Annotated in this window: 22 protein-coding genes; 1 reads left to right on the top strand and 21 read right to left on the bottom strand. The window is 31.2% G+C overall.

From position 1 onward, the window contains the following. Window positions 1-233: zinc-binding dehydrogenase (locus SPD90_RS07030; RefSeq protein ID WP_320924749.1), on the top strand; the 233-nt coding region annotated here is incomplete at its 5' end. 120 nt (window positions 234-353) lie between these two features. Here SPD90_RS07030 and purB read toward each other — a convergent pair. The 21 genes from purB to infB all read right to left on the bottom strand — a co-directional run bounded on the left by purB (window position 354) and on the right by infB (window position 26,075). Beyond that, window positions 354-1,799 carry an adenylosuccinate lyase gene (gene purB / locus SPD90_RS07025; protein WP_320625273.1) on the bottom strand — a complete coding sequence of 482 codons (1,446 nt, stop codon included), beginning with the start codon at window positions 1,797-1,799 and terminating at the stop codon, window positions 354-356. Between the two features lie 109 nt (window positions 1,800-1,908). Beyond that, window positions 1,909-2,817 (bottom strand): tyrosine-type recombinase/integrase, encoded by a 909-nt coding sequence (locus tag SPD90_RS07020; RefSeq protein WP_320625272.1) that lies wholly within the window; start codon window positions 2,815-2,817, stop codon window positions 1,909-1,911. 119 nt (window positions 2,818-2,936) lie between these two features. Then, window positions 2,937-4,715, bottom strand: a complete 1,779-nt coding sequence (locus SPD90_RS07015; RefSeq protein WP_320625271.1) for a DEAD/DEAH box helicase family protein — start codon at window positions 4,713-4,715, stop codon at window positions 2,937-2,939. 178 nt (window positions 4,716-4,893) lie between these two features. Next, window positions 4,894-6,429: a ribonuclease Y gene (gene rny / locus SPD90_RS07010; RefSeq protein WP_442908914.1), complete on the bottom strand. Its 1,536-nt coding sequence runs from the start codon at window positions 6,427-6,429 to the stop codon at window positions 4,894-4,896. 303 nt (window positions 6,430-6,732) lie between these two features. Further along, entirely contained in the window at window positions 6,733-7,824 is a 1,092-nt protein-coding gene (recA, locus tag SPD90_RS07005) for a recombinase RecA (protein WP_320625269.1), read from the bottom strand. Between the two features lie 258 nt (window positions 7,825-8,082). Then, window positions 8,083-8,625 carry a CDP-diacylglycerol--glycerol-3-phosphate 3-phosphatidyltransferase gene (gene pgsA / locus SPD90_RS07000; RefSeq protein ID WP_320625268.1) on the bottom strand — a complete coding sequence of 181 codons (543 nt, stop codon included), beginning with the start codon at window positions 8,623-8,625 and terminating at the stop codon, window positions 8,083-8,085. Beyond that, complete coding sequence (rimO, locus tag SPD90_RS06995; protein ID WP_320924748.1) at window positions 8,609-9,946, bottom strand: 30S ribosomal protein S12 methylthiotransferase RimO; 1,338 nt, start codon at window positions 9,944-9,946, stop codon at window positions 8,609-8,611. The genes pgsA and rimO overlap by 17 nt, the downstream gene beginning before the upstream one ends. A gap of 15 nt (window positions 9,947-9,961) precedes the next feature. Beyond that, window positions 9,962-12,421: an FtsK/SpoIIIE family DNA translocase gene (locus SPD90_RS06990; RefSeq protein WP_320625266.1), complete on the bottom strand. Its 2,460-nt coding sequence runs from the start codon at window positions 12,419-12,421 to the stop codon at window positions 9,962-9,964. A 147-nt stretch (window positions 12,422-12,568) separates the two neighbouring features. Next, entirely contained in the window at window positions 12,569-13,408 is an 840-nt protein-coding gene (locus SPD90_RS06985) for a ClpP family protease (protein WP_320625265.1), read from the bottom strand. Window positions 13,409-13,567: 159 nt separating this feature from the next. After that, window positions 13,568-14,779 (bottom strand): aspartate kinase, encoded by a 1,212-nt coding sequence (gene dapG / locus SPD90_RS06980; RefSeq protein ID WP_320625264.1) that lies wholly within the window; start codon window positions 14,777-14,779, stop codon window positions 13,568-13,570. Window positions 14,780-14,788: 9 nt separating this feature from the next. Continuing rightward, window positions 14,789-15,034 (bottom strand): YlmC/YmxH family sporulation protein, encoded by a 246-nt coding sequence (locus SPD90_RS06975; RefSeq protein WP_320625263.1) that lies wholly within the window; start codon window positions 15,032-15,034, stop codon window positions 14,789-14,791. Between the two features lie 51 nt (window positions 15,035-15,085). Further along, window positions 15,086-16,327 carry a M16 family metallopeptidase gene (locus SPD90_RS06970; protein WP_320924747.1) on the bottom strand — a complete coding sequence of 414 codons (1,242 nt, stop codon included), beginning with the start codon at window positions 16,325-16,327 and terminating at the stop codon, window positions 15,086-15,088. An 84-nt stretch (window positions 16,328-16,411) separates the two neighbouring features. After that, a complete protein-coding gene (locus SPD90_RS06965; RefSeq protein ID WP_320924746.1) occupies window positions 16,412-17,161 on the bottom strand; it encodes a polysaccharide deacetylase family protein in 750 nt (249 codons plus the stop codon). Between the two features lie 134 nt (window positions 17,162-17,295). Beyond that, a complete protein-coding gene (pnp, locus tag SPD90_RS06960; protein ID WP_320924745.1) occupies window positions 17,296-19,401 on the bottom strand; it encodes a polyribonucleotide nucleotidyltransferase in 2,106 nt (701 codons plus the stop codon). Between the two features lie 112 nt (window positions 19,402-19,513). Then, on the bottom strand, window positions 19,514-20,356 hold the full coding sequence (locus SPD90_RS06955; protein ID WP_320626775.1) for a DegV family protein: 843 nt from the start codon (window positions 20,354-20,356) through the stop codon (window positions 19,514-19,516). Between the two features lie 163 nt (window positions 20,357-20,519). Beyond that, window positions 20,520-20,774, bottom strand: coding sequence for a 30S ribosomal protein S15 (gene rpsO, locus SPD90_RS06950; protein ID WP_290685753.1), 255 nt, complete (start codon window positions 20,772-20,774; stop codon window positions 20,520-20,522). Between the two features lie 108 nt (window positions 20,775-20,882). Continuing rightward, window positions 20,883-21,812: a bifunctional riboflavin kinase/FAD synthetase gene (locus SPD90_RS06945; RefSeq protein WP_320626776.1), complete on the bottom strand. Its 930-nt coding sequence runs from the start codon at window positions 21,810-21,812 to the stop codon at window positions 20,883-20,885. Window positions 21,813-21,840: 28 nt separating this feature from the next. Further along, the gene (gene truB / locus SPD90_RS06940) at window positions 21,841-22,755 is read right to left on the bottom strand and encodes a tRNA pseudouridine(55) synthase TruB (RefSeq protein ID WP_320626777.1); all 915 of its coding nucleotides are present in this window, start codon (window positions 22,753-22,755) and stop codon (window positions 21,841-21,843) included. Window positions 22,756-22,765: 10 nt separating this feature from the next. Beyond that, the gene (locus tag SPD90_RS06935; protein WP_320924744.1) at window positions 22,766-23,740 is read right to left on the bottom strand and encodes a DHH family phosphoesterase; all 975 of its coding nucleotides are present in this window, start codon (window positions 23,738-23,740) and stop codon (window positions 22,766-22,768) included. 1 nt (window position 23,741) lies between these two features. Continuing rightward, window positions 23,742-24,125 carry a 30S ribosome-binding factor RbfA gene (gene rbfA, locus SPD90_RS06930; protein WP_320924743.1) on the bottom strand — a complete coding sequence of 128 codons (384 nt, stop codon included), beginning with the start codon at window positions 24,123-24,125 and terminating at the stop codon, window positions 23,742-23,744. Window positions 24,126-24,146: 21 nt separating this feature from the next. After that, entirely contained in the window at window positions 24,147-26,075 is a 1,929-nt protein-coding gene (infB, locus tag SPD90_RS06925; RefSeq protein ID WP_320624659.1) for a translation initiation factor IF-2, read from the bottom strand. Window positions 26,076-26,078: the final 3 nt, after the last annotated feature.

Raw genomic sequence — 26,078 nt, 5'->3', positions numbered from 1 at the left:
TCTCACTTGCGGGTGCAAAATATGATAAATTAGCCAAAAAAGAGGAAAAAGAATATCGTTTTATTTTTGTACGTGCTGACGGAGAACAATTAGAAGAAATTACGCGAATTGTTGAAGAAAATAACATTGTGCCTTCAATAGATTCACGTATATTCACTATTGAAGAAGCGGGTGAGGCATTAAAATTAGTTGCTAATGGACATACTAATGGTAAAGTAATTATTGAGCTTTAGGCTATAGTGTTTATATTATAAATAATTTTAATAAGAAAAAAGGTAGGGATATACCGATTGATATACTCCTACCTTTTTTGTTTGTATTCCTCAAACTAATACTTTGCCGTAATTTTAATATTAAACTCTTAAATCTACTTCAACGTCACCTATAAAATCTTTAAATGGTTCTATAGCTGGATCTAAGTATTCTTCTACGAATTCTACAACTTGTTCTGGAGCTCTACCTACGAACTTCATAGGATCTAATATATCTGATATTTCTTCTCTCTTTAACATGTTGAATTTGTCAGATTCTAATATTAAATCTATTAGGTTGTTATTTAACCCTTCGTGTTTAACTCTATAAGCTGCCTTCATAGATAATTCTCTTATTTCTTCGTGTAATTCTTGTCTGTCTCCACCTCTCTTAACAGCTTCCATTAATATATTTTCAGTAGCCATAAAAGGTAGTTCTTCGCTTATGTGTTTGTTTATCATGCTTTCGTAAACTACAAGACCGTCTGTTACGTTTATACCTATTTCAAGTATAGCATCTACTGCCATAAATGATTGTGGTACAGCAAGTCTCTTGTTAGCAGAGTCGTCTAATGTTCTTTCTAGCCATTGAGTAGCTTCTACCATAGCTGGAGAGATAGACTCTGATATTATATATTTTGAAAGTGATGATATTCTTTCACTTCTCATTGGGTTTCTCTTATATGCCATAGCTGAAGATCCTATTTGGTTCTTTTCAAATGGTTCTTCTAATTCTTTAAGATGTTGAAGTAATCTTATATCGTTAGTCATCTTATGCATACTTTGAGCTATTCCTGCTAGTACGTTTAAAACTTGAGAATCTAATTTTCTAGTGTAAGTTTGTCCACTTACATGGTAAGAAGATTCAAATCCCATTTTGTTGCATACTATTTTATCTAATTGTTTTATTTTAGCAGTATCTCCTTCGAATAGAGCCATGAAGCTAGCTTGAGTACCTGTTGTACCTTTAACACCTCTAAGCTTCATGTTTTCTAATCTGTAGTTTAAGTCTTCTAAATCTATTATTAAATCTTGAGCCCATAAAGTCGCTCTCTTACCAACTGTTGTAAGCTGAGCAGCTTGGAAATGAGTAAATCCTAAAGTTGGGATATCTTTGTTTTTAAGAGCAAATTGTTTTAAGTTGTTTATTAAGTTTACTAATTTAACTCTTACTAATTTTAAAGCTTCTGTCATTTGTATTACGTCTGTGTTGTCTCCAACGTAAGCTGAAGTAGCACCTAGATGTATTATACCTTTAGCCTTTGGACATTGCATTCCGTAAGCTTTAACGTGACTCATAACGTCATGTCTTACTTCTTTTTCTATTTTTTTAGCATCGTCAAAGTTGATGTCATCTATATGAGCTTTTAATTCTTCTATTTGTTCATCTGTTATGTTTATTCCTAATTCTTTTTCTCCCTCTGCAAGAGCTATCCATAATTTTCTCCAAGTAGAAAATTTAAATTGTGGAGAGAATATATAACTCATATCCTTACTGCAATATCTCTCAGTAAGAGGATTTGAGTATGTACTGTATTTATTATCCATAATTCGCACCGTCCTTAATCATTTCTTAGTTATTTTCAACATCATAATTATATATAATTTCACGAACTATAACAATACTTTTTTTAAATTTGTTCAAATATTTATTTTTCTATTTCTTATTTATAAGCATATTATCTTTTTGCATCATGTAATCTATACTCTCGCTATCGACAAAATCTATTACATTTTTGTATCTGATTGCGTAGTATTTATCGCTCCATCCTAGTTGCTTTTGTACTTCCTCTCTATCGGCACCTAGCATAAGGCTTATAGCAGCGTAGGAATGTCTTAAATCCTTTGCAGAATAGTTTTTAAGGCCTGCTAAGTCAAATGCCTTTTGGACTATTATTCTGACATTTCTATCTGTTATAGAATTGCTTTTTTGTGTTGTAAATATAAAGTCATCAGTAGGTAAAATGATTTCGCTTAAGCCTGAATGATATCTGTAGTCTTCTATAAGCTTAAAGCAATATGGATGTAATTTTACTATTCTTTCTTTTTTGCCTTTACCCAATCTCACATAGTAGTTATCATTTTCATCTACTATTAAATCCTTCCATCTAACGTCTACAAGCTCATTTAGCATGCATCCTGTAGTAGCTAAAAATACCATTATGAGTCTATCTCTTGAATTTAATTTATATAATGAATCTACAAGCTTGTTTATCTCTTGTATGCTTAGTACGTCGTCTTTTCCCTTTTGTCTTGTTACTACAGGCTTTTGCACATAGCTAAATGGATTTACTTCTATATGTTTGTTTCTTTGTAAAAAAGAGTAGAAGCTATGTAAATAGCTGTATATTTTTTCACTAGTAGATTTTGCGTATTTTTCCTTCACTTCCTCCATAAATTTAGCGCAATCCTCTTTGTCGACTTCTAGTAAATATTTCTCTTCTATGAACTTTTTAAAATATATTACCTTCAATAAATAATCTCTTTTTGTCTTGGGATTAAAATTTATTGAAAACTCATCATATAATTTTAGTTCCTTCTTAGTCAATATTTTTGCTTCTTCCATTTTCTTTATCCTTCCCAATATATAATTTACTGATTTTTAACTAAAAAATCACTTTTATCATTTTCATGATTAAAGCGATTTCATAGTGATCTTATTTGAATTTAGTTAAATTATTTCCATCATTTAGATTTAATTAAAATTTTTATTATCTCGCTCGCATCCTCACTGAATGTAGTTATTATTTTTAAATAATCAGTAGGAATATTTACAGCAAGGTAAATTTTATTTAAATCTCCCACAAAATCGTTTATCTGATAATCTTGTCTTGTATCTCCAATTGTTTGATTGTACAACATCTCCAATTCGCAAAATATTACTGCTTTGTACTCTAGATTTTTTATGCCGTATATGTTAGAAATCGTTATACCGACCTTTTTAGTGAGCTTTGTTATTTCATCCTCGGCTATCATATATGGAATTTTAGCCTCTTCTAGAGCTTTTCTTAGGATATACTGAAAATATATTGTTTTACCATTTTTTAGCTTTTTCTTGTTGTATGGATATACTATAGCTATATCTGAGTAATTCAAGCCCTTTTTGTTTAATAAAAAGTCGATTTCCCATAAAATAGATTCTATCTGCTCCTCTAAGTCAGTTGCCTTTATTATCTCAGGATCCTGTCCCGATTTATGAATTGGCTTAGTAAACAGATATATATCTCCTTCTACCATCGGTCTTAGGCTTTTAATATAGTCGTTTGAATTTTGACAAAATCTATTTACAAATTCAACTAGATTTTTATTTTGTCTGTAATTTATGTCTAAATCTATGATATCGTCAAATTCTAGATCTTGTCTGTTGTTTTTAAATATATTCAAATCATTAGTCATGTTCAAAGCATTGCAGTAATATATATCGAATATATTTTTTGTCTTGTATAAAAACTCTGAAATAAATTTTATTTCGTCATATTTAAAAGATTCTGCCTCATCTATGAATATTCCTTTAAACATATTTTTATTTTTTACGACATTTCTAGCCTGCTTGATCAAATTATTTAAATATTTTTCGTAATCCTGTTTAAACATTCTATAGTCGGCTATTAAATTGAATTTCTTAGCTAATTTGAATAAAAACGACGATATTGTGTGAATTTCTAAATTGTTGTTGTCCTTGTATAAAATCTCTAGAGACTCCTTTAATTGGTTGCACAGCTTCTTTGAGGCTACAAATACTACAAATCTATGCTGTGGATATACACGCGCCAATTTAACGGCTCTAGATAGCATTATAGTTGTTTTCCCAGTACCACAACCACCTCTAAATAAATTATTGCCGTAATTAATCGATATAGCCTTCTCCAGTTGATTCTCGTCTAACATCGTGGCACTGTACTCATAGTCATCGCTGACGAATGTAATCTTTTTGAATTCTTTATTTATATGCATCTGATTATTTAAAACATAGTACTCCGGACATATATCTAAAATATACATGTTTAGTTCTATCTCGTTGTTCTCTTCTTTTAAATAATCCTCCATAGATATTTCTTTTTCAATTAATTGTTCTAGCTTATTTTTATCTATTATATTATTATCTACAAAATCTTCAAATTCATACCCGTCGTAGATTTCTACATAAGGCATTATATAAACAAAATTATAGGAAATATTGTTGTGATGCTGAGCCATTTTCAATCTAAGTAAATTGAATTCTTCGTTCATAACTTCAATCAATTCTTCATCTAATATTGAAAATAATTCTTCTGAAGTATCCATAAATTTTACAAATAAAATTTTATTATCTTTAACACACATTAAATCTATGTTTATGCCTTTAAAAGGGGTCACTTTAGGAACAATCTTTACATCATCGGATATTCTTTCATAAAATTTTTTTTCAAATTCTTTCATCCTTAATGCGTCTAATTGAGAGTTAATATTTATAAATTGACTCATATTAATCCTCCTCTCTGTTTCATTGTAAGAATTAACTCCAGAATTTAACATCTTTATGCTAAAATTTTTGCAAATCTATACTTAAATTATATCATTTATGTATATAATTTACCATAAATAGATTTTTATACAAAAAGCCTCTCTTGAATCACTTCAAAAGAGGCTTTTTTACTAATTATTATTTTGCATATTCTACAGCTCTAGTTTCTCTTATTATACTAACCTTTATTTGACCTGGATATTCAAGCTCTTCCTCGATCTTCTTAGTTATATCTCTAGCTAATAGGTGAAGCTCTTCATCGTTAATTTTTTCTGGTTTAACCATAATTCTTATTTCTCTACCAGCTTGGATTGCATAAGATTTTTCTACGCCATCATATGAATTTGCAATTTCTTCAAGTTTTTCTAATCTCTTAATATACGCTTCTAGTGTTTCTCTTCTAGCACCTGGTCTTGCTGCAGATATTGCATCTGCCGCTGTAACTAGTACTGCTTCAACTGTTTGAGGCTCGTGGTCTCCATGGTGAGTACTCATAGCATGTATAACTTCCTTAGATTCTTTGTATCTTCTAAGTAAATCCATACCTATTTCAACATGTGTACCTTCCATCTCATGGTCTACTGCCTTACCTATATCGTGAAGCAATCCTGCTCTTTTGGCAAGCTTAATGTCAGCACCTATTTCAGCTGCCATAATTCCAGCTATATGTGCTACTTCTATAGAGTGTTTTAAAACGTTTTGCCCATAACTAGTTCTGTAGTTAAGTCTACCTAATAGCTTAACTAATTCTGGATGTAAACTGTGAACACCTGTTTCAAATGTAGCTTGTTCACCGTATTCTTTTATTATGTTATCTACTTCTTTTTTAGCTTTTTCTACCATTTCTTCTATTCTTGCTGGATGTATTCTTCCATCAGATATAAGTTTTTCCAAAGCTATTCTCGCAATTTCTCTTCTAATAGGATCAAATCCAGATAATATTACAGCTTCAGGCGTATCGTCTATTATAAGGTCAATTCCTGTTAGAGTCTCTAAAGTTCTAATATTTCTACCTTCTCTACCTATTATTCTACCTTTCATTTCGTCATTTGGTAAGTTAACTACTGTTACTGTAGTCTCTGCAACATGATCTGCTGCACATTTTTGAATTGCGTAACCAATTATTTCTCTTGATTTCTTTTCAGCGTTTTCCTTTGCTTGAGTTTCAATGTCTTTAATCATTATTGACATTTCATGTCTTACTTCTTTTTCTGCATTACTTAGTATGATTTCTTTTGCTTTCTCACAAGTAATACCTGATATATCCTCTAATTTTTCAAGTTGTTTTAATTTTATAGCCTCAACTTCTTTTTGTTTTTCGTCTACAATTTTTAACTTTTGATTTAAATTAGATTCTTTGTTTTCTATACTTTGTTGTTTTCTATCTAGAGATTCTTCTTTTTGAATTACTCTTCTTTCATATTTTTGTAATTCGTTTCTTCTTTCTCTACTTTCCTTTTCAGCATCACTTCTAAATCTATGAATTTCTTCTTTTGCTTCTAGAAGCTTTTCTTTTTTAATTGTTTCTGCATCTTTATTTGCTTGATCTACTATATTTTTAGCTAGGGTATTTGCTTCACCGATTTTTGCTTCTGATATATTTTTTCTACCAAAATATCCAGCTACTGCACCTATAATCAAGCCAACTACTGCTGCTATAATCGCGTTTACTATGACATCCACCTCCTTTATTATTTAATCCCAAAATTCAATATTACTCCTTATTTTCGTATTTAGGTCGATTTTTATCTTTTAGTAAAAGACCGACATTGATTTAAGTATCACATTTATAATCTTGGAATATGTTTTTAAGCTGTCCTTAAAATATCGACAGCTTAAATATTGATTAGAAACCGTAAATAGTTTCTTATGATTAACAACAAAAAATTATATTAAATTAGAATACTTTACCTCATTTAATTTTATAATTTTTTCTACTTTGTGTCAAGGTTATAGGAGGTTTATAGATAGCAATTATTATTCTTCTACTGTAATAGAATCCATACTATCTTCTATATTATTTTTTGATGCTTCAATATCTTCAGAAGCTTCGTCTTCAGCGTCTTTGTATTCTGCACCTAATTTATAGTATTTTCTAACCTTTTCTTCTATTTCATTAGCTAAATCCATATTGTCAGCTAAGAATTTCTTAACATTTTCTCTACCTTGTCCTAATTTTATATCTTGATAATTATACCAAGAACCTGATTTTTTAACTATATCTACATTTGCAGCTATATCTAGTAAATCACCTATTTTTGATATACCCTCTCCGTACATTATGTCAAATTCTGCTTGTTTAAAAGGAGGAGCTACTTTATTTTTTACTACTTTAACTCTAGTTCTACTTCCTAAAATCTTATCTCCTTGTTTTATTGTGTCTATCTTTCTAACATCTAATCTAACTGATGAGTAGAATTTAAGCGCACGACCACCTGTAGTAGTCTCTGGATTACCAAACATTATACCTACTTTTTCTCTAAGTTGGTTTATAAATATAGCAACACAATTTGATTTTTTGATTGAACCTGTTAATTTTCTAAGTGCTTGAGACATAAGTCTAGCCTGTAAACCTACATGAGAGTCTCCCATATCGCCTTCTATTTCTGCCTTTGGAACTAAAGCTGCTACTGAGTCTATTACGATTATATCTATAGCTCCACTTCTTATCAATGCTTCTGCTATTTCTAAAGCTTGTTCTCCTGTATCTGGTTGAGATATTATAAGGTTATCTACATCTACACCTAATGCCTTTGCATAAACTGGATCTAGAGCATGCTCTGCATCTATGAAGGCTGCTATTCCACCTTCTTTTTGTGCTTCAGCAACTGTGTGAAGCGCTACTGTTGTCTTACCTGAAGATTCTGGTCCGTATATTTCAACTATTCTACCTCTAGGAAGCCCACCTATACCTATTGCTATATCAAGTCCAATTGAACCTGTTGATATAGAATCTATAACCATTGATGAAGCTTCTCCAAGTCTCATTATTGAGCCTTTACCAAAATCCTTTTCTATTTTACCTAATACCTGATTCAATGTATCTAATTTTTCTTTTTCTATAGTCATATAATTCATTCCTCCATCGTATTATTTTCAACAATCAAACATTTGTTCGCTTTTATATTTTTATTATATCTTATAAAACTTTTTCAGTCAATCGATAAATATATTATTTTCTACTGTGTTTATGGACAAATTTTTAATTTTTTATACACATATTTTACATTTTTATTTAAAAATATTAGAAAATAATTCCTGTCTCCGATAATCCAAAAAGAGCTATATGTCAATTTGAAAACAGCACGACATATAGCTCTCTAAAAATTATTTACTATTCATAAATAATTCTCTGTTTTTATACAAGTAATCTATCCCTGAATAAAGTGTAAATATTGTAGCAATGTACATAGCCACTGTTCCAATAAGAAGTATAATATCATTTGAGAAATTAGCACCTATAAGTAGGAATATTATAGCTATCATTTGGCTTGTAGTTTTTATTTTTCCACCGCCACTAGCAGCTATTACTTTTCCATTGTCGGCAGCTATTGCCCTTAAAATACTTACAGTCAGCTCTCTCGCTACGATTATTATTACCATCCAGCCAGCTACTAAATCGTAATCTATCATGCATATAAGCGCAGATAAAACTAATAACTTATCTGCCAATGGATCCATAAACTTTCCAAAATCTGTAACTAAATTATATTTTCTAGCTATTTTCCCATCTAAGAAATCTGTTATAGAAGCCACCATAAACACAATACATGCTATTAAGAAGAAATTATTTATTTGTGATAGCATAAGTATTACGAATACTGGTATTAGACATATTCTAAGTAGTGTAAGCTTATTCGGTAAATTCATCCTCTAATACCCCCATTAAATCATACTCTAAAGCATCAGTTATAACTACATCTACAAATTCCCCTACTTGAAGTTCTCTTATAGATTTTATATATACTATAGCGTCTATTTCCTCTGCATCGTACATAGTTCTACCTATATACACGTTGTCTTCTATTTGTTCTTCAACTAATACTTCATATTTATTACCTATTTTTTGATTGTTTTTTTGTTCTGAGATAGTTTGTTGTACTAACATCAATCTCTCTTGTCTTTCTAATTTAACTTCCTCTTCAAGATGATTAGGCAGTCTATCAGCAGGAGTATCTTCTTCTCTAGAGTAAGTAAATACTCCTAATTTATCAAATTCGACTTCCTTTACAAAATCTACAAGCTCTTCAAAATCCTCATCTGTTTCCCCTGGAAATCCTACTATTATACTAGTTCTAAGTGTAGCATCTGGTATAATATTTCTAATCATCTTTACCTTAGACAGAATATCCTCTTTAGTAGTTTTTCTATTCATCAGCTTTAATATTCTATTGCTCGCGTGTTGTATAGGCATATCGAAGTAGTTACATATATTATCATATTTGCTTATTACATTTACTAGCTTTTCAGTTATTGATTCTGGATAAGAGTACATAACTCTAATCCATTTAAATCCATCTATTTGAGCTAATTCCTCTAGAAGCTCGGCAAGTCTTTCCTCACCGTATAAATCTACGCCGTATTTAGTAGTATCTTGAGCTATTACGATTAACTCCTTAACTCCCATCTCGGCAAGCTTTTTAGCCTCTGAAATTATATCCTCCATTTTTCTACTTCTGTATTTACCTCTAAGCTTAGGAATTATACAGTAAGTACATTTGTTGTCACAGCCTTCACCTATTTTTAAGTAAGCCATATGACTTGGAGTAGATACATATCTAGGTAGAGTCTCATCGTATGCAAACTCTATATTATTTAAGCTCACTATTTGATGCTCTTCTTTAAGCTTTCCTATTATTTCGTCTATATTTTGGTAGCTTCCTGTACCTACTATAGCATCTATCTCTGGTATTTCTTCTTTTAATTCGTCTGCATATCTCTGAGCTAGACATCCTGTAACTATCAATAATTTTAAATTTCCAGTTTGTTTAAGATCTGCAAAATCTAATATAGTATCTATTGATTCCTGCTTAGCTGATTCTATAAAACCGCAAGTATTTACAATTATCACATCAGCTTCGTCAAAATCACCTGTCAGTCTATAACCTTTTTCATTTAATATACCCATCATTATTTCTGCATCCACTAGGTTTTTCGAGCAACCCAGGGATTCTAATGCTATTTTTAACATAAATTAATTAACTCCTTATCGACTTTCTCTTTTTAAATTTTCTAATTCTTCCTTTGTTATTAAAACCTTACGAGGCTTACTTCCCTCACTTGGTCCAACTATACCTCTTTCCTCCATAGAATCTATAAGTCTAGCAGCTCTATTAAATCCTATTTTGAATTTTCTTTGAAGCATTGAAGCTGAACCTTGGTTATTTGATACGACAAATTCTATAGCTTCTTCTAAGAATTCATCCTCGTCGCTTTCTTTAACTGGTACAACCTTAGATATAGTTTCGATTATCTCTTCTTCGTATTTTACTTCTTCTTGTTTTTGAGTTTTTATCTCTTCTATTACTTTTTCTGATTCTTCCTCTGATATGAAGGCACCTTGTATTCTAACTGGTTTAGCAGCTCCTAGAGGATAATAAAGCATATCTCCTTTTCCAAGTAATTTTTCAGCTCCACCCATATCTAAAATAGTTCTAGAATCTGTTTGTGAAGAAACTGCAAATGCTATTCTCGAAGGAATATTTGCCTTGATTATACCAGTGATTACATCTACAGATGGTCTTTGTGTAGCTATAATTAAATGCATACCTGCAGCTCTTGCCATTTGAGCAAGTCTACATATATAATCCTCTACTTCATTACCGCATGCCATCATTAAATCGGCTAACTCGTCTATTATTATGACAATTTTATACATTTTTTCATCACATTTTTTGTTGTAGCCTGTTATGTCCTTTACTCCATTTTCTGCAAATAGCTTATATCTCTTGTTCATCTCACTTACTGCCCAATTTAAAGCATTTGAAGCCTTTTTAGGATCTGTAACTACTGGAGATAGTAAGTGTGGTATTCCATTATAATGAGCAAGCTCAACTACCTTAGGATCTATTAAAAGAAGCTTAACATCGTCTGGTGATGATTTATATAGTAGAGATGTTATTATTGTATTTACGCAAACACTCTTACCAGAGCCTGTAGCCCCTGCTATAAGTAGATGAGGCATTTTCGCTAAATCTGCTATAAGCGGTTTTCCTGTTATTTCTTTTCCAAGTCCAACTGCCAGGCTAGATGGATGATTCTTAAACTCGTCGCTAGTTATAACCTCTCTAAGACCTACAACTTGAGGATTGTCGTTTGGAACTTCTATACCTATTACAGATTTTCCTGGAACTGGAGCTTCTATTCTTATACTTCTAGCAGCTAGGCCAAGTGCTAGGTCATCAGATAGGTTTACTATCTTACTTACTTTTGTTCCAGCCTCTGGAGATACTTCGTATCTAGTTATAGTAGGTCCAAATGTAGCATTGCAGTCTTTTATATTGATATTAAAATTACTAAGTGTCTCTTTAACTGCCTCACTCTTATCTGCTTCTTTATAATCTTTATTACTATTGTAATTTTTAAGACAATTTATAGAAGGTCTCTTGTAGTTATCGCCTTCTAAATTAAAATCAAGCTGTTTTATATCTTGTGTTTTTCCTAAATCCACTTTATTTGTGTCAAATATAGATTTGTCGTAATTAGAAGTCGACTCAGAAACTTCCTTCTTTTCATTTGTAGTACCTTCTTTGTTTATAAGATCTCGTAATTCTTTTAAGTCGTCTAAACTTTGTGTACCTTCAAGTATTTCTAAAACATCGTCATCTGCTTGGTTAAAGCCTACTATTTTAATAGTCTTTTCATCGTCGTATTCATTTGAATCTGCTTTTTCATTTTCGCTACTTTCAATTTGAGGCACTTCTTCCTCTTTTTTATTTTTCTTGTTTAGAAGCTTTTTGAAAAAGCCTTCTTTTTCTTCTACTATTGTAGTGTCCATAGTAGTATCTTCGACTTCATCAGTTACCATATCTAAAGCTGATTTCTTTATATTTTGTATTACATCTTTGAAATCAACATCTCCATTTTTAGCACTTGTAGATTTATCCTTTATACTTAGAATTAAATCCTTTAATGATATATTAAACACGAATAAAATACTCAAAAATAGAGCAAATATACTTATTAACCATCCACCAGTTATACCAAATACTGCCTTTATATAGTAGGCAATTATAGATGTAACTAGACCTATTCCGCCTTCTTCAACTGAAACCTTCATAATTGAGCTTATCATCTCTGGTCTTAATGGATTGTCGACTGGTATAAGATTTGAATTCAAAAGTCCGTAAAAAATAAATATAAATACTATAGCTATGTAACATATTTTGCTCTTTCTGAATCTAAACACGTACTCATTGTGATCAAAGAAACCTAAAATACCTATTACAATAATCACTATAGGTATCAGCATAGCTAAAGAACCAAATAGCCCTTTAAACACCTCTTGAGTCACTTTTCCCAAAAGGCCCATAGATGTAGAATTTAAACTGTATAATAAAAAGATACCTATAAATATTGTTATTAAATTACTGTACTCTGATCCAATTACAATATTATTATTTTTTTTCTTGTTAGAAAATTTGCTTTGTTTTTTCTTACCTGCCACTCATCTCACCTCTTATTTTAAGGATATTAAATGCTGTAAATTACGGTACTCACAGCAAAAAGTGTTAATGCGTAAACACTAACACTTTATTGTATTTTACTATTATATCATAAATTATAGTATTTAAACACATAAGATTTATGTTGTTTATTTATTGTCACATTCTTTTATTAAATCTTTAAGTTTTGTAAGAGATTCTTTAAGTCCTCCTACTTCATCTATAAGTCCGTATTCTACGGCTTCTTTTCCAATAAGTACACTACCTACATCGCTGACTAATTCGTCCTTTGCATGCATCAATTTTGTCAGATTCTCCTTAGATATATTAGATGTTCTAACTATAAAATCATTTATTCTCTCCTGCATCTTTTTAAAATATTCAAATGTTTCGTTTACACCTATTACGAGTCCATTTGTTCTAACTGGATGTACTATCATAGTAGCACTTGGCGCTATAAACGAATAATCTCCAGCAGTTGCAAGCGGAACTCCTATCGAGTGACTTCCTCCCAAAACTAGTGTGACTACCTTTTTGGATAAACTATTTATTAGCTCTGCCATAGCAAGTCCTGCCTCTACATCGCCTCCTACAGTATTTAGTATTACTAAAATTCCCTTTATTTGAGGATCCTCTTCTACAGAATAGAGCATCGGTATTATGTGTTCGTATTTTGTGGCCTTCTTTTGAGGATTTCCCATAAAATGACCTTCTATTTCACCTATTATTGTTATGCATTGTATTTCTTTGTTTTCGTTTGTAGGTACCTTAGGTGCTCCTATTTCATTTATATTTTGTATGACTTGATTTTCCTTTGTATTTTCTGTTTTGTTGTTTTCTGCTGTATTTTGTGATGTACTTTGCGATGCATTTTGTGCTACATTTTGTGCTAAATTTTGTACTGCATTTTTTTCTAACTCGTCTATTCCTTCAAACTTCCAATCACAAAACTTTATATAATCACTACAAAAATCTTCATGCTTTTTCATTTTGTCACCTCTTGAGATTTATTTTAATTAGTATATATTACAAATGAATTTATTTCTAATATAATAACTAAAAATATTTTATCCAAAATAGATAATTTTATTTAAAAAAAATAGACCTGCCCGTTAAAGCAAGTCTATCGTAGTTTACTATTTTATCGTTTATTGAGCAGAAAAAGCATTGTGTATAACGTGAACTGTTGTTACCATATCTTTTTCATCTACAAGACAAGAAAGTGAATTGTATGAGTCAGAAGATTGAAGTAATGTAACATTTTCTGCATTTAAAGCTCTCATTATTTTTGCTATAACACCAGGTGTTTCAGTAACCTTATTTCCTATTAATGTTACCTTAGCACAATCTGATTTTATTTCGTATTCTACATTGTATTTTTTAATTATATTTTCAACTTCTTCTAAATTATTTACATCAAGAGCAAAAGCCTTCTTTTCTGTGAAGAAGTTTATCATATCCATATTGATATGTCTGTCTTCCATTTCATTTAATATCTTAGAAAACTCAATTTCATTTGCTATTACTTTTACTTGAGCTATTTTGTCTTTATGAGCAACAGCACTCATAAATTTAACCTTTGAGCTGTCTTCGTATACATCCTTAAGCACGTTAGCTGGACCTATTTTAGTTCCTTCATAGCTTGGATTGTAAGTATTTTTTATTTGAAGTATTATGTCTGCGTTTTTAGCAAGCTCTACAGCTCTTGGATGTATAACCTTAGCACCCTTTTCAGCCATTTGGAATACTTCATCGTAATCTACATATTTTAAAACCTTAGCATCTGGTTCTATTCTTGGGTCAGCTGTCATTATACCATCTACATCTGTGTATATTTGAACTAAATCACTTCCTAAAGCCTTACCTATAGCAACAGCAGATGTATCTGAACCACCTCTACCTAGAGTAGTTATTTCTCCATCCTCTGTTCCACCTTGGAATCCTGCTATAATTACTACTTTTCCATCAGCTAATTCCTTTTGTATTTTTTTAGGATTTATTTTTTTGATTTTTGCATTTGAAAATGCCTTTGTAGTTGTTATACCTGCTTGAATTCCAGTTAAAAATGTAGCTGGTATTCCCATTGAATCTAGCATAGTAGCAAGTATTGTTCCTGATATTATTTCACCACATGACATTATCATGTCAAGTTCTCTCTTAGTCGGTCTGTCATTTATATTAGTGCACATTCCTATAAGTGTATCTGTAGCGTATGGAGCTCCCTTTCTACCCATAGCTGAAACTACTACTGCTATATCTTTATATTGTTCTTTATGCGCTTCTATTATTTTACAGACTTCTTTCATCTTTTCATATGATGCTACTGAAGTACCACCAAATTTTTGTACTAAAACTCCCATATTATCCTCCTAATATATCCCTTCATATTCTATTATTATCATATCATTTCCAATCTTTCTAACATTTCTCCAAGGCACTTCTAATACATCTTTATCTTTTCTAAGACCTAAAAAACCTCTCTCTCTCGGTATAGATAAAGCTAAAATACTACCATCTGTCTCATCTATTATAATATCACACTCACCGACTACACCTAATCTTTCCCCTGTCACTAGATTGACTATTTCTTTTCCAGCTATTTCAGATAAATACATAAATACCCCTCCAATATAAATTTAAATATGTCTTATAAAGATTTTATTATATTATAAATTTATATCTTCTACATCTTTACCTACTATACAGACTCCTAATTTATCTAGATTAAAAACTTTTTCGATTATTCTTACTACATCTTCGTATTCTACTCTATTAATATAATCTATAATATCCTGTTCGTCGTCGACTTTATTTCTCATAAGTAGACTTTTGCCATTTGACATCATTCTACTGCTAGTACTTTCAAGATCTAGCATATAGCTTCCCTTTAGCTGCTCTTTACTTTCACTTATCTCTTGAGGTGAAATGTAATTTTCTCTAATAAGTTTTATTTCCTCTAGTATCATGTCGTATACTTTTTTTATATTTTCGGTGCTGGTGCTAGCAAATATCCCCAATTCTCCACATGTTTCATATAAAGTCTGTGATGAATATATCGAATAAACGAGCCCTTTTTCTTCACGTATCTTCTGAAATAATCTCGAGCTTATGCTTCCTCCAAAGACATTGTTTACTACAGCTAAAGCATAGACCTCTCTGTCATTTGTCATAGGTATAGCCTCTAAATTTATTGCTAAATTTACCTGCTCTGTATCCTTGTTCTTTTTTATAAAACATGGATTAAAGTTCGGTTTTGTAAGCTGTGTATGTATTTCCTTTTTCTCCCAAGCCTTAAACTTTTCTTGGATTCGCTCTACAATCTCTTCAAATTTAAAATTACCACAAACAGATATTACCGAATTATTTGGAATATAATATTTGTTGTAGTAATCTAAAATATTTTCTCTTTTAAAGTTTTTAAGAGTTTTTCTATCGCCTAAAATATTCATTCCAAGGTTATGATTTTTATAAATATTTTCAAGTAATAAATCATAAGCCAAATCCTCTGGAGAATCCTCATACATTTTCAACTCTTCTAAAATCACAAATTTTTCTTTTTCAATGTCTTTTTCGTCAAATGAAGAATTAAGTATCATATCACTCAGTACATCTATCCCTATGTTTATATGCTCATCTAGCAATTTTACATAAAAACATGTGCATTCCTTGCTAGTAAAGGCGTTTATTACTCCACCTAAATTATCTATTTCTCTCGCCAAATCCTTTGCTGATCTATTTTTCGTACCTTTAAATAACATATGCTCTATAAAATGCGATACTCCACTATTTTCCTCTGTCTCCATAACTGAACCTGCTTTTATCCAAATACCTAATGATATTGATTTTAAATACGGAATTTCTTCTCCAATTATAGTAAGTCCATTTTTTAAGGTCTGACATTTGTACATACTGTCCTCCAATTGTTTAAATATTGAAAATTATATATGTATTAATTATAGTGTACACAATAAATTTATACAAGTGAAAAATTCTCATTTTGAAAATACATCGCTTAATTTACCTGGTACATATCCCTTATCCCTGATTATAGATATTATATCTCCCAAACACGTAGCTGTGGCGTTTGTTGGATGCATTAAAACTATACTTCCGTTTTTTATATCCTTCTTTTTTATTCTATTTATTATATTTTGTGGATTATCCTTATCCATCCAGTCTATAGTGTCTACATCCCATTTATAGCATATATAACCTAGATCATTTGCGGCTTTCACAGTCTCATCTCCAAAGGCTCCCGACGGTGCCTGAAAAAAACGGCTCTCTGTCTTAGTTATCGAATCGATTATATCTTTTGATTTTTTAATCTGATTTAAATTTTCATCGTAGGACAATGTGTCGTAATTTAAATGCTGGTATCCATGATTTGCAATTTCATGACCCTTCTCCTTCATTTGTAGTAATTTATCCTCGTTTTTTTCAGCCCATTTCCCCGTAACTGCAAATGTTATTTTTACATTTTCTTTGTCTAGAATTTCCAAAATTTTTTGGATATACTCATCCTCCCAGCCTAAATCTACGTTGCAGGTAATTGCAACGTAGTTACTATTTTCATTTGTTCCCATAGTATAAGGCTGATTATTTCCCGCTAAATCTAGTATGTCCATAGTATCTAGCGTTTTATTTTTTACAGTGTATATAATACCTGCTATTATAAATAAAACAATTAATATGAATACAATTATTTTTTTCAATTTGTTCTTATTGATAACCATCATTATCATCAAAACTTCCTCCTTATTTATGTACAATCCTATATTACATATTATTTGAAGGAAAATTGTTTTATTCATATTTTTCAAAAACAAAAAAAATCTTTACCCTAAAACGGGAAAGATTTTTTGTCTACGATTTAATTTTATTTGTGATCTCTTTTAGGTTTAGGAAGTAATACCTTTCTAGATACATTTACTCTTCCTTTTTCGTCTATTTCAGTAACCTTAACTTCTACTTCATCGCCTATGTTTAATACATCTTCTACTTTGTTTACTCTTTCATGAGCTATATGAGATATATGAAGTAGACCTTCTTTTCCTGGAAGTAATTCTACGAAAGCACCGAAGTTTAGTATTCTAGTTACTTTACCTTTGTATACTTGTCCCACTTCTACTTCTGCAACTATATCTGATATTTTCTTTTGTGCTAATTCTATCATTTCAGCATCTATACCAGATATAAATACTTCACCAGTTTGTTCTATGTCTATTTTAACTCCTGTTTCGTCGATTATCTTAGTTATCACTTTTCCACCAGGTCCTATAACATCTCTTATCTTATCTGGATTTATATTCATAGTCACTATCTTAGGTGCGTATTTAGATAATTGTGGTCTTGGAGCATCTATTGTTTTTCTCATTTCGTTTAGTATGTGTAATCTACCTAATCTAGCTTGTGCAAGTGCTCTTTTTAATATATCTTCGTCTATACCAGCTATTTTTATATCCATTTGTATAGCTGTTATACCGTGTTCTGTACCTGCAACCTTAAAGTCCATATCTCCTAAGTGGTCTTCCATACCTTGTATATCTGAAAGTATAGCTATTTCCCCATCTTGTTCTATTAGACCCATAGCGATACCTGCTACCATGTCTTTTATTGGAACACCAGCATCTAATAGTGATAGAGTAGATCCACAAACACTACCTTGAGAAGTTGAACCATTTGAGCTTAAAACTTCTGATACAAGTCTTATTGCATATGGGAATTCTTCTTTAGATGGTATTACTGGAAGTAATGCTCTTTCTGCTAATGCACCGTGACCTATTTCTCTTCTTCCTGGTCCTCTAGATGGTCTAGCTTCACCTACAGAGTAAGCTGGGAAGTTGTAGTGATGCATATATCTCTTGTTTTCTTCTTCGTCTAATCCATCAAGTATTTGAACGTCTCCTAATGCTCCTAGAGTTGTTATTGTCATTACTTGAGTTTGACCTCTTGTAAATAACCCAGAACCATGTGCTCTAGGTACAAAACCGCAATCACACCATATAGGTCTTATTTCGTCAGTTTTTCTAGCATCTGGTCTTCTACCTTCATGTACTATCATCTTTCTAACTTGTTCTTTTATTATTTTATCTAAAACAGCTACTATATCGCCTTCAAATTCTTCTAAAGTTTCTTCGTCGAAGCTTTCTAGTATTTCATTTTTAACGGCGTCCATAGCTTCTTGTCTTTCTAATTTTTCTATTACTCTTACAGCTTCTTTCATTTTATCTGTAGCCATTTCACGAACCTTAGCTTCTATTTCTGCATCTGGTTCTGGTTCTACAAATTCCATTTTTTCTTTGCCGACTTCAGCTGCTATATTTTCTATAAATTCAACTATTTTTTTGATTTCTTCGTGAGCTGTAAGTATTGCTTCAAGCATTAATGATTCAGGTATTTCCTCTGCACCTGCTTCAACCATCATTACTGCATCCTTTGTTCCTGAAACAGTAAGATGTAGTGAACTTTTTTCTCTTTGCTCAGCTGTAGGATTTACTACTAATGCTCCGTCTACAAGTCCCATAGAAACAGATCCAGTTGGACCGTTAAATGGTATTTCTGATATTGATAGAGCAACTGATGATCCTATCATCGCAACTATATCTGGTGTACAGTCGTGGTCTACTGATAGTACAGTAGCTACTACTTGTACGTCGTTTCTAAATCCTTTTGGGAATAATGGTCTTATCGGTCTATCTATAAGTCTTGATGTAAGTATAGCTTTTTCAGATGGTTTCCCTTCTCTTTTTAAGAATCCGCCTGGGATTTTACCTACTGAATATAATTTTTCTTCGTAATCAACACTTAGTGGGAAAAAGTCTACCCCTTCTCTTGGTTCAGCTGACTTAGACACGTTTACCATTACCATAGTTTCCCCGTATTTAAGTATAGCACTACCGCTTGCTAATTGTGCTATCTTTCCTATCTCTACAGACAGCTCTCTGCCTGCTAATTCCATTGTAAAAATCTTATGTTCAAACATTAATGCTTTTACCTCCTATTATATTAAACCCTTTTTTCATTCTCTTTAATATATTATCAAAAATATTATAAATAAACAATAAGGCTTACTGTTATTATGTAGTTATTTATACCTAATAAGAAGAACTTATCGCTAAAATTTCAGGTCCTGTGTGAGAGCAAATACAAGATCCGCCCCTTGTTATATAAATTTTTTTTGCTTTTATCTTCTTTGATACTTCTTGTTGTAGTTTTTTAAAATCTGCCTCATTTGAGCCATATCCTATAGTCAAAATCTTGTCCTCTAGATTTCCGCCGTTTAGCTCTAAAATCATATCTACAAGCTTAGAAGCTATTTGCTTTGTACCTCTTACCTTAGATACTATTTTATTTTTTCCATCCTCCATAGTGCATATAGGCTTAATGCTAAGCATATTTCCTACAAAAGATACTACACTTGGAAGTCTTCCACTTTGTTTTAAATATTCAAGTGTAAAAGGAACAAATAGTAAATTAACACTTCCTCTGATATTTTCTAATTCGTCTACTATTTGTTTAGCGTTAAGCTTTCCTTCTTCTATAAGTTGGGCCGCCTTTATAACATATTGTCCACTTCCCAATGATAAAAATAAACTGTCAAATATATATATGTTTCCATCTACATCAGCTTTAGCTAAATTAGCACTTTGAAAAGTTCCTGAAGCTTTAGAAGAGCCTGTTATACAAATAATATCATAGCCTTCTTTTGTGTATTTTTCAAATGTATCCTTAAAGTCAACGTAAGTAATTTGTGATGTTTTTGGTAAGTTTTCGCTATTTTTTAAAACATCGTAAAACTCTTCTTTTGTGAAATCTACACCATCTTTATATTCTTTCCCGTCTATATTTATTGTCAAGGGTATCATTTCCACAAACTCTTTATTGTTTATTTCTTCTGGAATATCACACATACTGTCGCAAATTAGTTTTATTTTCATGAATTAAGCCCCCTTGCTTAAAATTATCGTATTTTTTAATAGTATATAATATTTTAAATATATAAATATATAATTATACATTTATAATATCCATTCCTTACATCTTAAATACAAAAAAAGCAAGTATTTATGTATACCTGCTTTTTAATCAAAAGTAATAAAACTATTTTCTTAATCCTAATTTAGCTATTAAAGCTCTGTAACCTTCTAGGTCTTTTTCTTTTAGGTAAGCTAATAAGTTTCTTCTTCTACCAACCATTTTTAATAGTCCTCTTCTTGAATGGTGGTCTTTTTTATGAACTCTTAAATGTTCGTTAAGTTCGTTTATTCTAGCTGTTAATAAAGCTATTTGTACTTCTGGAGAACCAGTATCTCCTTCTTTTCTTCCAAATTCTTTGATTATTTCTTGTTTGTTCATCCTTTGATGTACCTCCGTTTATTTATTTACAAGCGCCATTTACTAAGCATCGATTGGAGTATTCAGATGCCGGGTAATGGTTAACTTCCTTGTCTATTCTATCATAACTTAATTACTTTTGCAAATATACTTTTCATATATTTTTTTTGTATCTTTTTTTAATTGTTCTTTTAATTCGTCTAGAGAATTAAATCTCTTCTCATCTCTTATTCTTTCCAAAAATTCAAGTTTTATAGTTTCACCATAAATATCTTGATTAAACTGTAAAATATTAGTCTCAATTGATAATTTTTCAACTCTTACAGTAGGATTAAAGCCTATATTTGTAGCTCCCATATAAACTTTATCTTTAATGTAAACCTTTGTAGCATATATACCAGGTCTAGGAAGGATTAAATTTTCTTTGAATTTTAAATTTGCAGTAGGAAATCCAATAGTTCTACCTATTTGCTTTCCACTTACAACTACTCCCTCTACCATATAATTATTTCCTAAATAATCTTTTACTTTATCAACTTTACCTTGAGCCAATAAATCTCTTATATATGTGCTGCTGACTCTTATATTGTTTATTTTTATCGGTTTAATTATGTCCACATCGAAATTATATTCTCCACCTAATACCTTCAATAAATTTGCATCTCCTTCTTTATTCCTTGCAAAAGTAAAATCATGCCCCACATATACTTTTTTTACATTTAATTTTTTTACTAAAATATTTTGGACAAAATCTATAGCTGATATCTTAGTCATAGATTCATCAAATGGTATATTTAAAACGATATCAACTCCTAATTCTCTCATACTATCTATTTTGCCTTTATTAGTAATAATTTTTCTTACTTTTTCACTTTCAAAAAAATTGGCTGGATTATTTGCAAAAGTAAATACTACACTTTTGATATTATTTTCTCTTGCATAATTTACAGTCTTTTGTATAAGTACTTTATGACCTTTATGAAGCCCTTCAAACTTTCCTATTGTGACAGAACTTTCTTCTATTTGTTCTAATTCGTCTAAAGATGTTATAACTATCATTATTTTTTCCCCACCGAAATATTATTTACTATATAAAGAGTTTATCACTTTTTAAAGTAATAGTGTTATTATCTTTTGATATTTTTCCTACACCTATAAAAATATTTTCACAATAAACTCTGACAAGGTAGCTTTTTTCGTCGTTAGTCTTCAATCCTTTTACAATAAATCTCTTTGAATCAATAGTTCCGCCATTTGTATAGTATTTTTTTGCACTCGGCTTTAAATCGACCTCTAATAAATTACTTAGAACATAGTCTACATCGTATAAATGATCATCTAATGTAGCATTTTTAGAAAATTCCTCTAATTGTTCTAGAGTTATAGCGTTTTCTAGATTAAATCTTCCAGATGAAGTTCTAAGCAAGAAGGACATATGTCCACCACATCCTAGATAAGCTCCTACATCATGGCATATACTTCTTACATATGTTCCCTTTGAACATTCTACATAAAAAGTTATTTTATTATCGGATATATTTAAAATCTCGATTTTTTTTATGTTGACTTTTCTAGGCTTTATCTCTATCGAATCAGCCTTTCCTTTTCTGGCTAAGTCGCACATTTTTTTACCATTAACCTTCAAAGCCGAGTAAACTGGTGGAATTTGATTGATTTCGCCCTCTTGTAATTTAAAAGCCTGTATTATTTTTGATTTTTCTATATCGAATTTATCACTTCTGTGCAAAATAGTACCTGATGAATCGTAGGTGTCAGTCTCTATTCCAAGTGTCAATTCACATATATAGGACTTGTCCTTATTTAAAATAAGTTCACTTACCTTTGTAGCCCTACCTAAACATATAGGAAGTACTCCTGCTGCATCTGGATCTAAGGTTCCAGTATGACCAACTTTTTTGATATTTAGTATCCTTCTAACACAACTTACTACATCATGAGATGTCATCCCTGTTGGCTTTAAAATATTAACAATTTTATTCATTATATCATCCTTAAATGTACTTTAAAGTCTCATCTACTACCATCTTAGTTGCATTTTCTATAGTTTCTCCAAATACAGTTAATCCAGCAGCTCTCACATGACCTCCACCGTTAAATTTCTTTGCAATTTGGCTTACGTCCACGTAATTTTTAGATCTAAGACTTATTTTAATTTCATTTGGAGATTTTTCTTTTACTAAAATCCCTACTTCTACGTTTTCAATATCTCTACAATAAGGTGTTATGCCGTCTGTATCCTTGAAGCTTACATTATTTCTAGATAACATATCTTGAGTAAGCGTTATAGTCGCCACCTTAGTTTCAATTATATTAAGTGTATTTAATGCTTCTCCTAATAATTTGTAGTAATTATAAGGGTTGTTTCCATAAACCTCACAGATAACTTTATTGGACTCTGCTCCAAGTACTAAAAGATCCTTTGCCATATCAAATGTGCTAGGACTAGTATTAGAGTAAGTAAATTTACCTGTATCTGTTACCACACCTGCATACAATGCAGTTGCTATCTTTGAATCCATAACTTGTGTATTTTTTATTTGGTTTATTCTTTTTAATATATTATATACAAGTTCACAAGTTGAAGACGCCTCTGGTATTATATAGTTGAGATCCCCAAAGCTCTGATTACTCGCATGGTGATCTATACAAATCAATTTAGAAGCTCTGTCTATTAAGTCCTTATCCAAGCATATTCTACCTAAATCTCCACAATCTAGTGATATTATACTGAAATCCTTTAAATTTAACTTTTCGAATTCTTCAGAATTTAAAATATCTATATCATTTAATAAAAACTTTAAATTAAGAGGAATATCGTCGTCTAAAACATAGTAGACCTGTTTATTTATAGATTTTAGATAATAATACATAGATAAAGTAGAGCCTATATTGTCTCCATCTGGATTTACATGAGAGGTAACTATAAAATAGTTACCCTCATCTATATAATTAATAATTTTATCCATATTATTCACCGTCTTTTTCATCTTCTTCTGATGAATTTTTATATCCACTATTGACTTTTTTGATTAATTCATCCATGTACATTCCCTTTATTAGAGAATCGTCGATCTTGAATATAATTTCTGGAATATGTCTTATTTTTATATTTTTTCCAACTTCTCTTCTTATATACCCACATGCACTTTTTAAGCCTTCTAAAGTAGATTCTTCATCCCCACCTAAAATACTTATATATACATATGCATAGCTTAAGTCGCTTGTAACTTCAACATCAGTTACACTTACTAGAGAATTTATTCTTGGATCTTTTATTCCATTAATTAGCATTGTACTTACTATTTTTCTAATTTCTTCTGCTATTCTACGTGTTCTATTATTTGATGCCATTATATCAACCTCTTTTGTTAATTATAGTTCTCTCTTTACTTCCTTTTGGATGTAGGCTTCTATTACGTCACCTACTTTTATGTCGTTGTAATTAACAAAGCTCATACCACATTCAAAACCACTATTAACTTCTTTTACATCGTCTTTGAATCTCTTAAGCGCTAATAATTCACATTCTTGGATTATTATACCGTCTCTAACGATTCTAACCTTAGAATTTCTAAATATCTTACCGCTTGTAACGTAGCAACCTGCAACAGAACCAACACCTGAAATTTTGTATACTTCTCTTATTTCAGCTTTTCCTGTATCTTCGTCTTTTAATTCTGGATCTAGTAAACCGCTCATAGCAGCTTGTATATCTTCTATAGCTTTGTAAATTATTGTATATGTTCTTATATCTACATTTTCTTTGTCTGCTAAAGATTCAGCACCTGATACTGGTCTTACGTTGAATCCTATGATTATAGCATTTGATGCAGCAGCTAATAATACGTCTGATTCGTTTATCGCACCTACACCACCGTGGATTACATTTACGCCAACTTCTTCATTTGATAATTTTTCAAGTGATTGTTTTACAGCTTGAACTGAACCTTGAACATCTGCTTTTATTACTACATTTAAGTCTTTTACTTGACCTTCATTCATTTGGTTGAAGAAATCGTCAAGTGACATTCTTTGAGAAGACTTAAGCATTTCTTCTCTTTGGATTAATTGTCTCTTTTCAGAAATATTTCTAGCTATTTTATCTGTTGGAACAGCTACAAATTGATCTCCACCTAGTGGTACTTCAGATAGACCAAGTATTTCTACTGCTGTTGATGGGCCTGCATGTTTAACTCTTTTTCCTTTTGAATTTATCATGGCTCTTACTTTACCTGAAGCCACACCTGCAACTATTGGGTCACCAACTTTTAAAGTTCCACCTTGAACTAAAACTGTTGCAACTGGTCCTCTAGCTTTATCAAGTTGAGCTTCTATTACAGTACCAACTGCTCTCTTATTAGGATTTGCGCGTAATTCTTCCATTTCTGCAACTAATAGAACCATTTCTAGCAATGTATCTATATTTTGGTTTTTCTTAGCTGAAACTTCTACAGATATTACTGTTCCACCCCAGTCTTCTACTAGTAGACCTTCATCTGCTAATTCTTTTTTAACCTTTTCTGGGTTAGCACCTGGTTTATCTATTTTGTTTATAGCTACTATTAGAGGTACACCTGCTGCATTGGCATGGTTTATAGCTTCTATTGTTTGAGGCATTATACCGTCGTCTGCTGCAACTACAAGTATTGCTATATCTGTTACTTGAGCACCTCTTGCTCTCATTGATGTGAAGGCTTCATGTCCTGGAGTATCTAAAAATACGATTTTTTGTCCGTTTATAGATACTTCAGATGCACCTATATGTTGAGTTATTCCACCTGCTTCACTTGATGTTACACGAGTATTTCTTATAGCATCAAGTAAAGATGTCTTACCATGGTCAACGTGTCCCATTACAGTTACAACTGGTGGTCTTGGTTTTAAATCTTCTTCTCTATCTTCTTCAATTTCCATTAATTTTTCTATTTCTTCTTCTGCATCTACATCACTTGCAACTGCTTCTAATGTAAATCCATATTTTTGAGCTAATAGAGCTGCTACTTCAAAAGTAACCTCTTGATTTATTGTTGCCATAGTTCCCATTTTCATAAGCTCCATTATTACTTCTGAAACTGATTTTCCTACAGCATCTGATAGATTTTGAACTGTTAAAGGTCCATCTATACTTATTTTCTTACCATTTTCTTCTAATAATAATTCTGTCACTAACTGTGCGTCTTCTTCGTCTATTTCTGAATTTTCGTTTTCTACTTCAATTCCTAATTCAGCTAATTTAGCTATAACTTCTTTATTTGAAACTTTTACTTCTTTTGCAATTTGGTCTATTCTTGTATTTGCCACAAG

It is taken from the genome of Intestinibacter sp., from assembly GCF_034113885.1.
In the GTDB taxonomy this organism is placed as follows: domain Bacteria; phylum Bacillota; class Clostridia; order Peptostreptococcales; family Peptostreptococcaceae; genus Intestinibacter.
The sequence above is the reverse complement of the archived record's forward strand: the minus strand, read 5'-3'. Positions and strand labels throughout refer to the sequence as shown.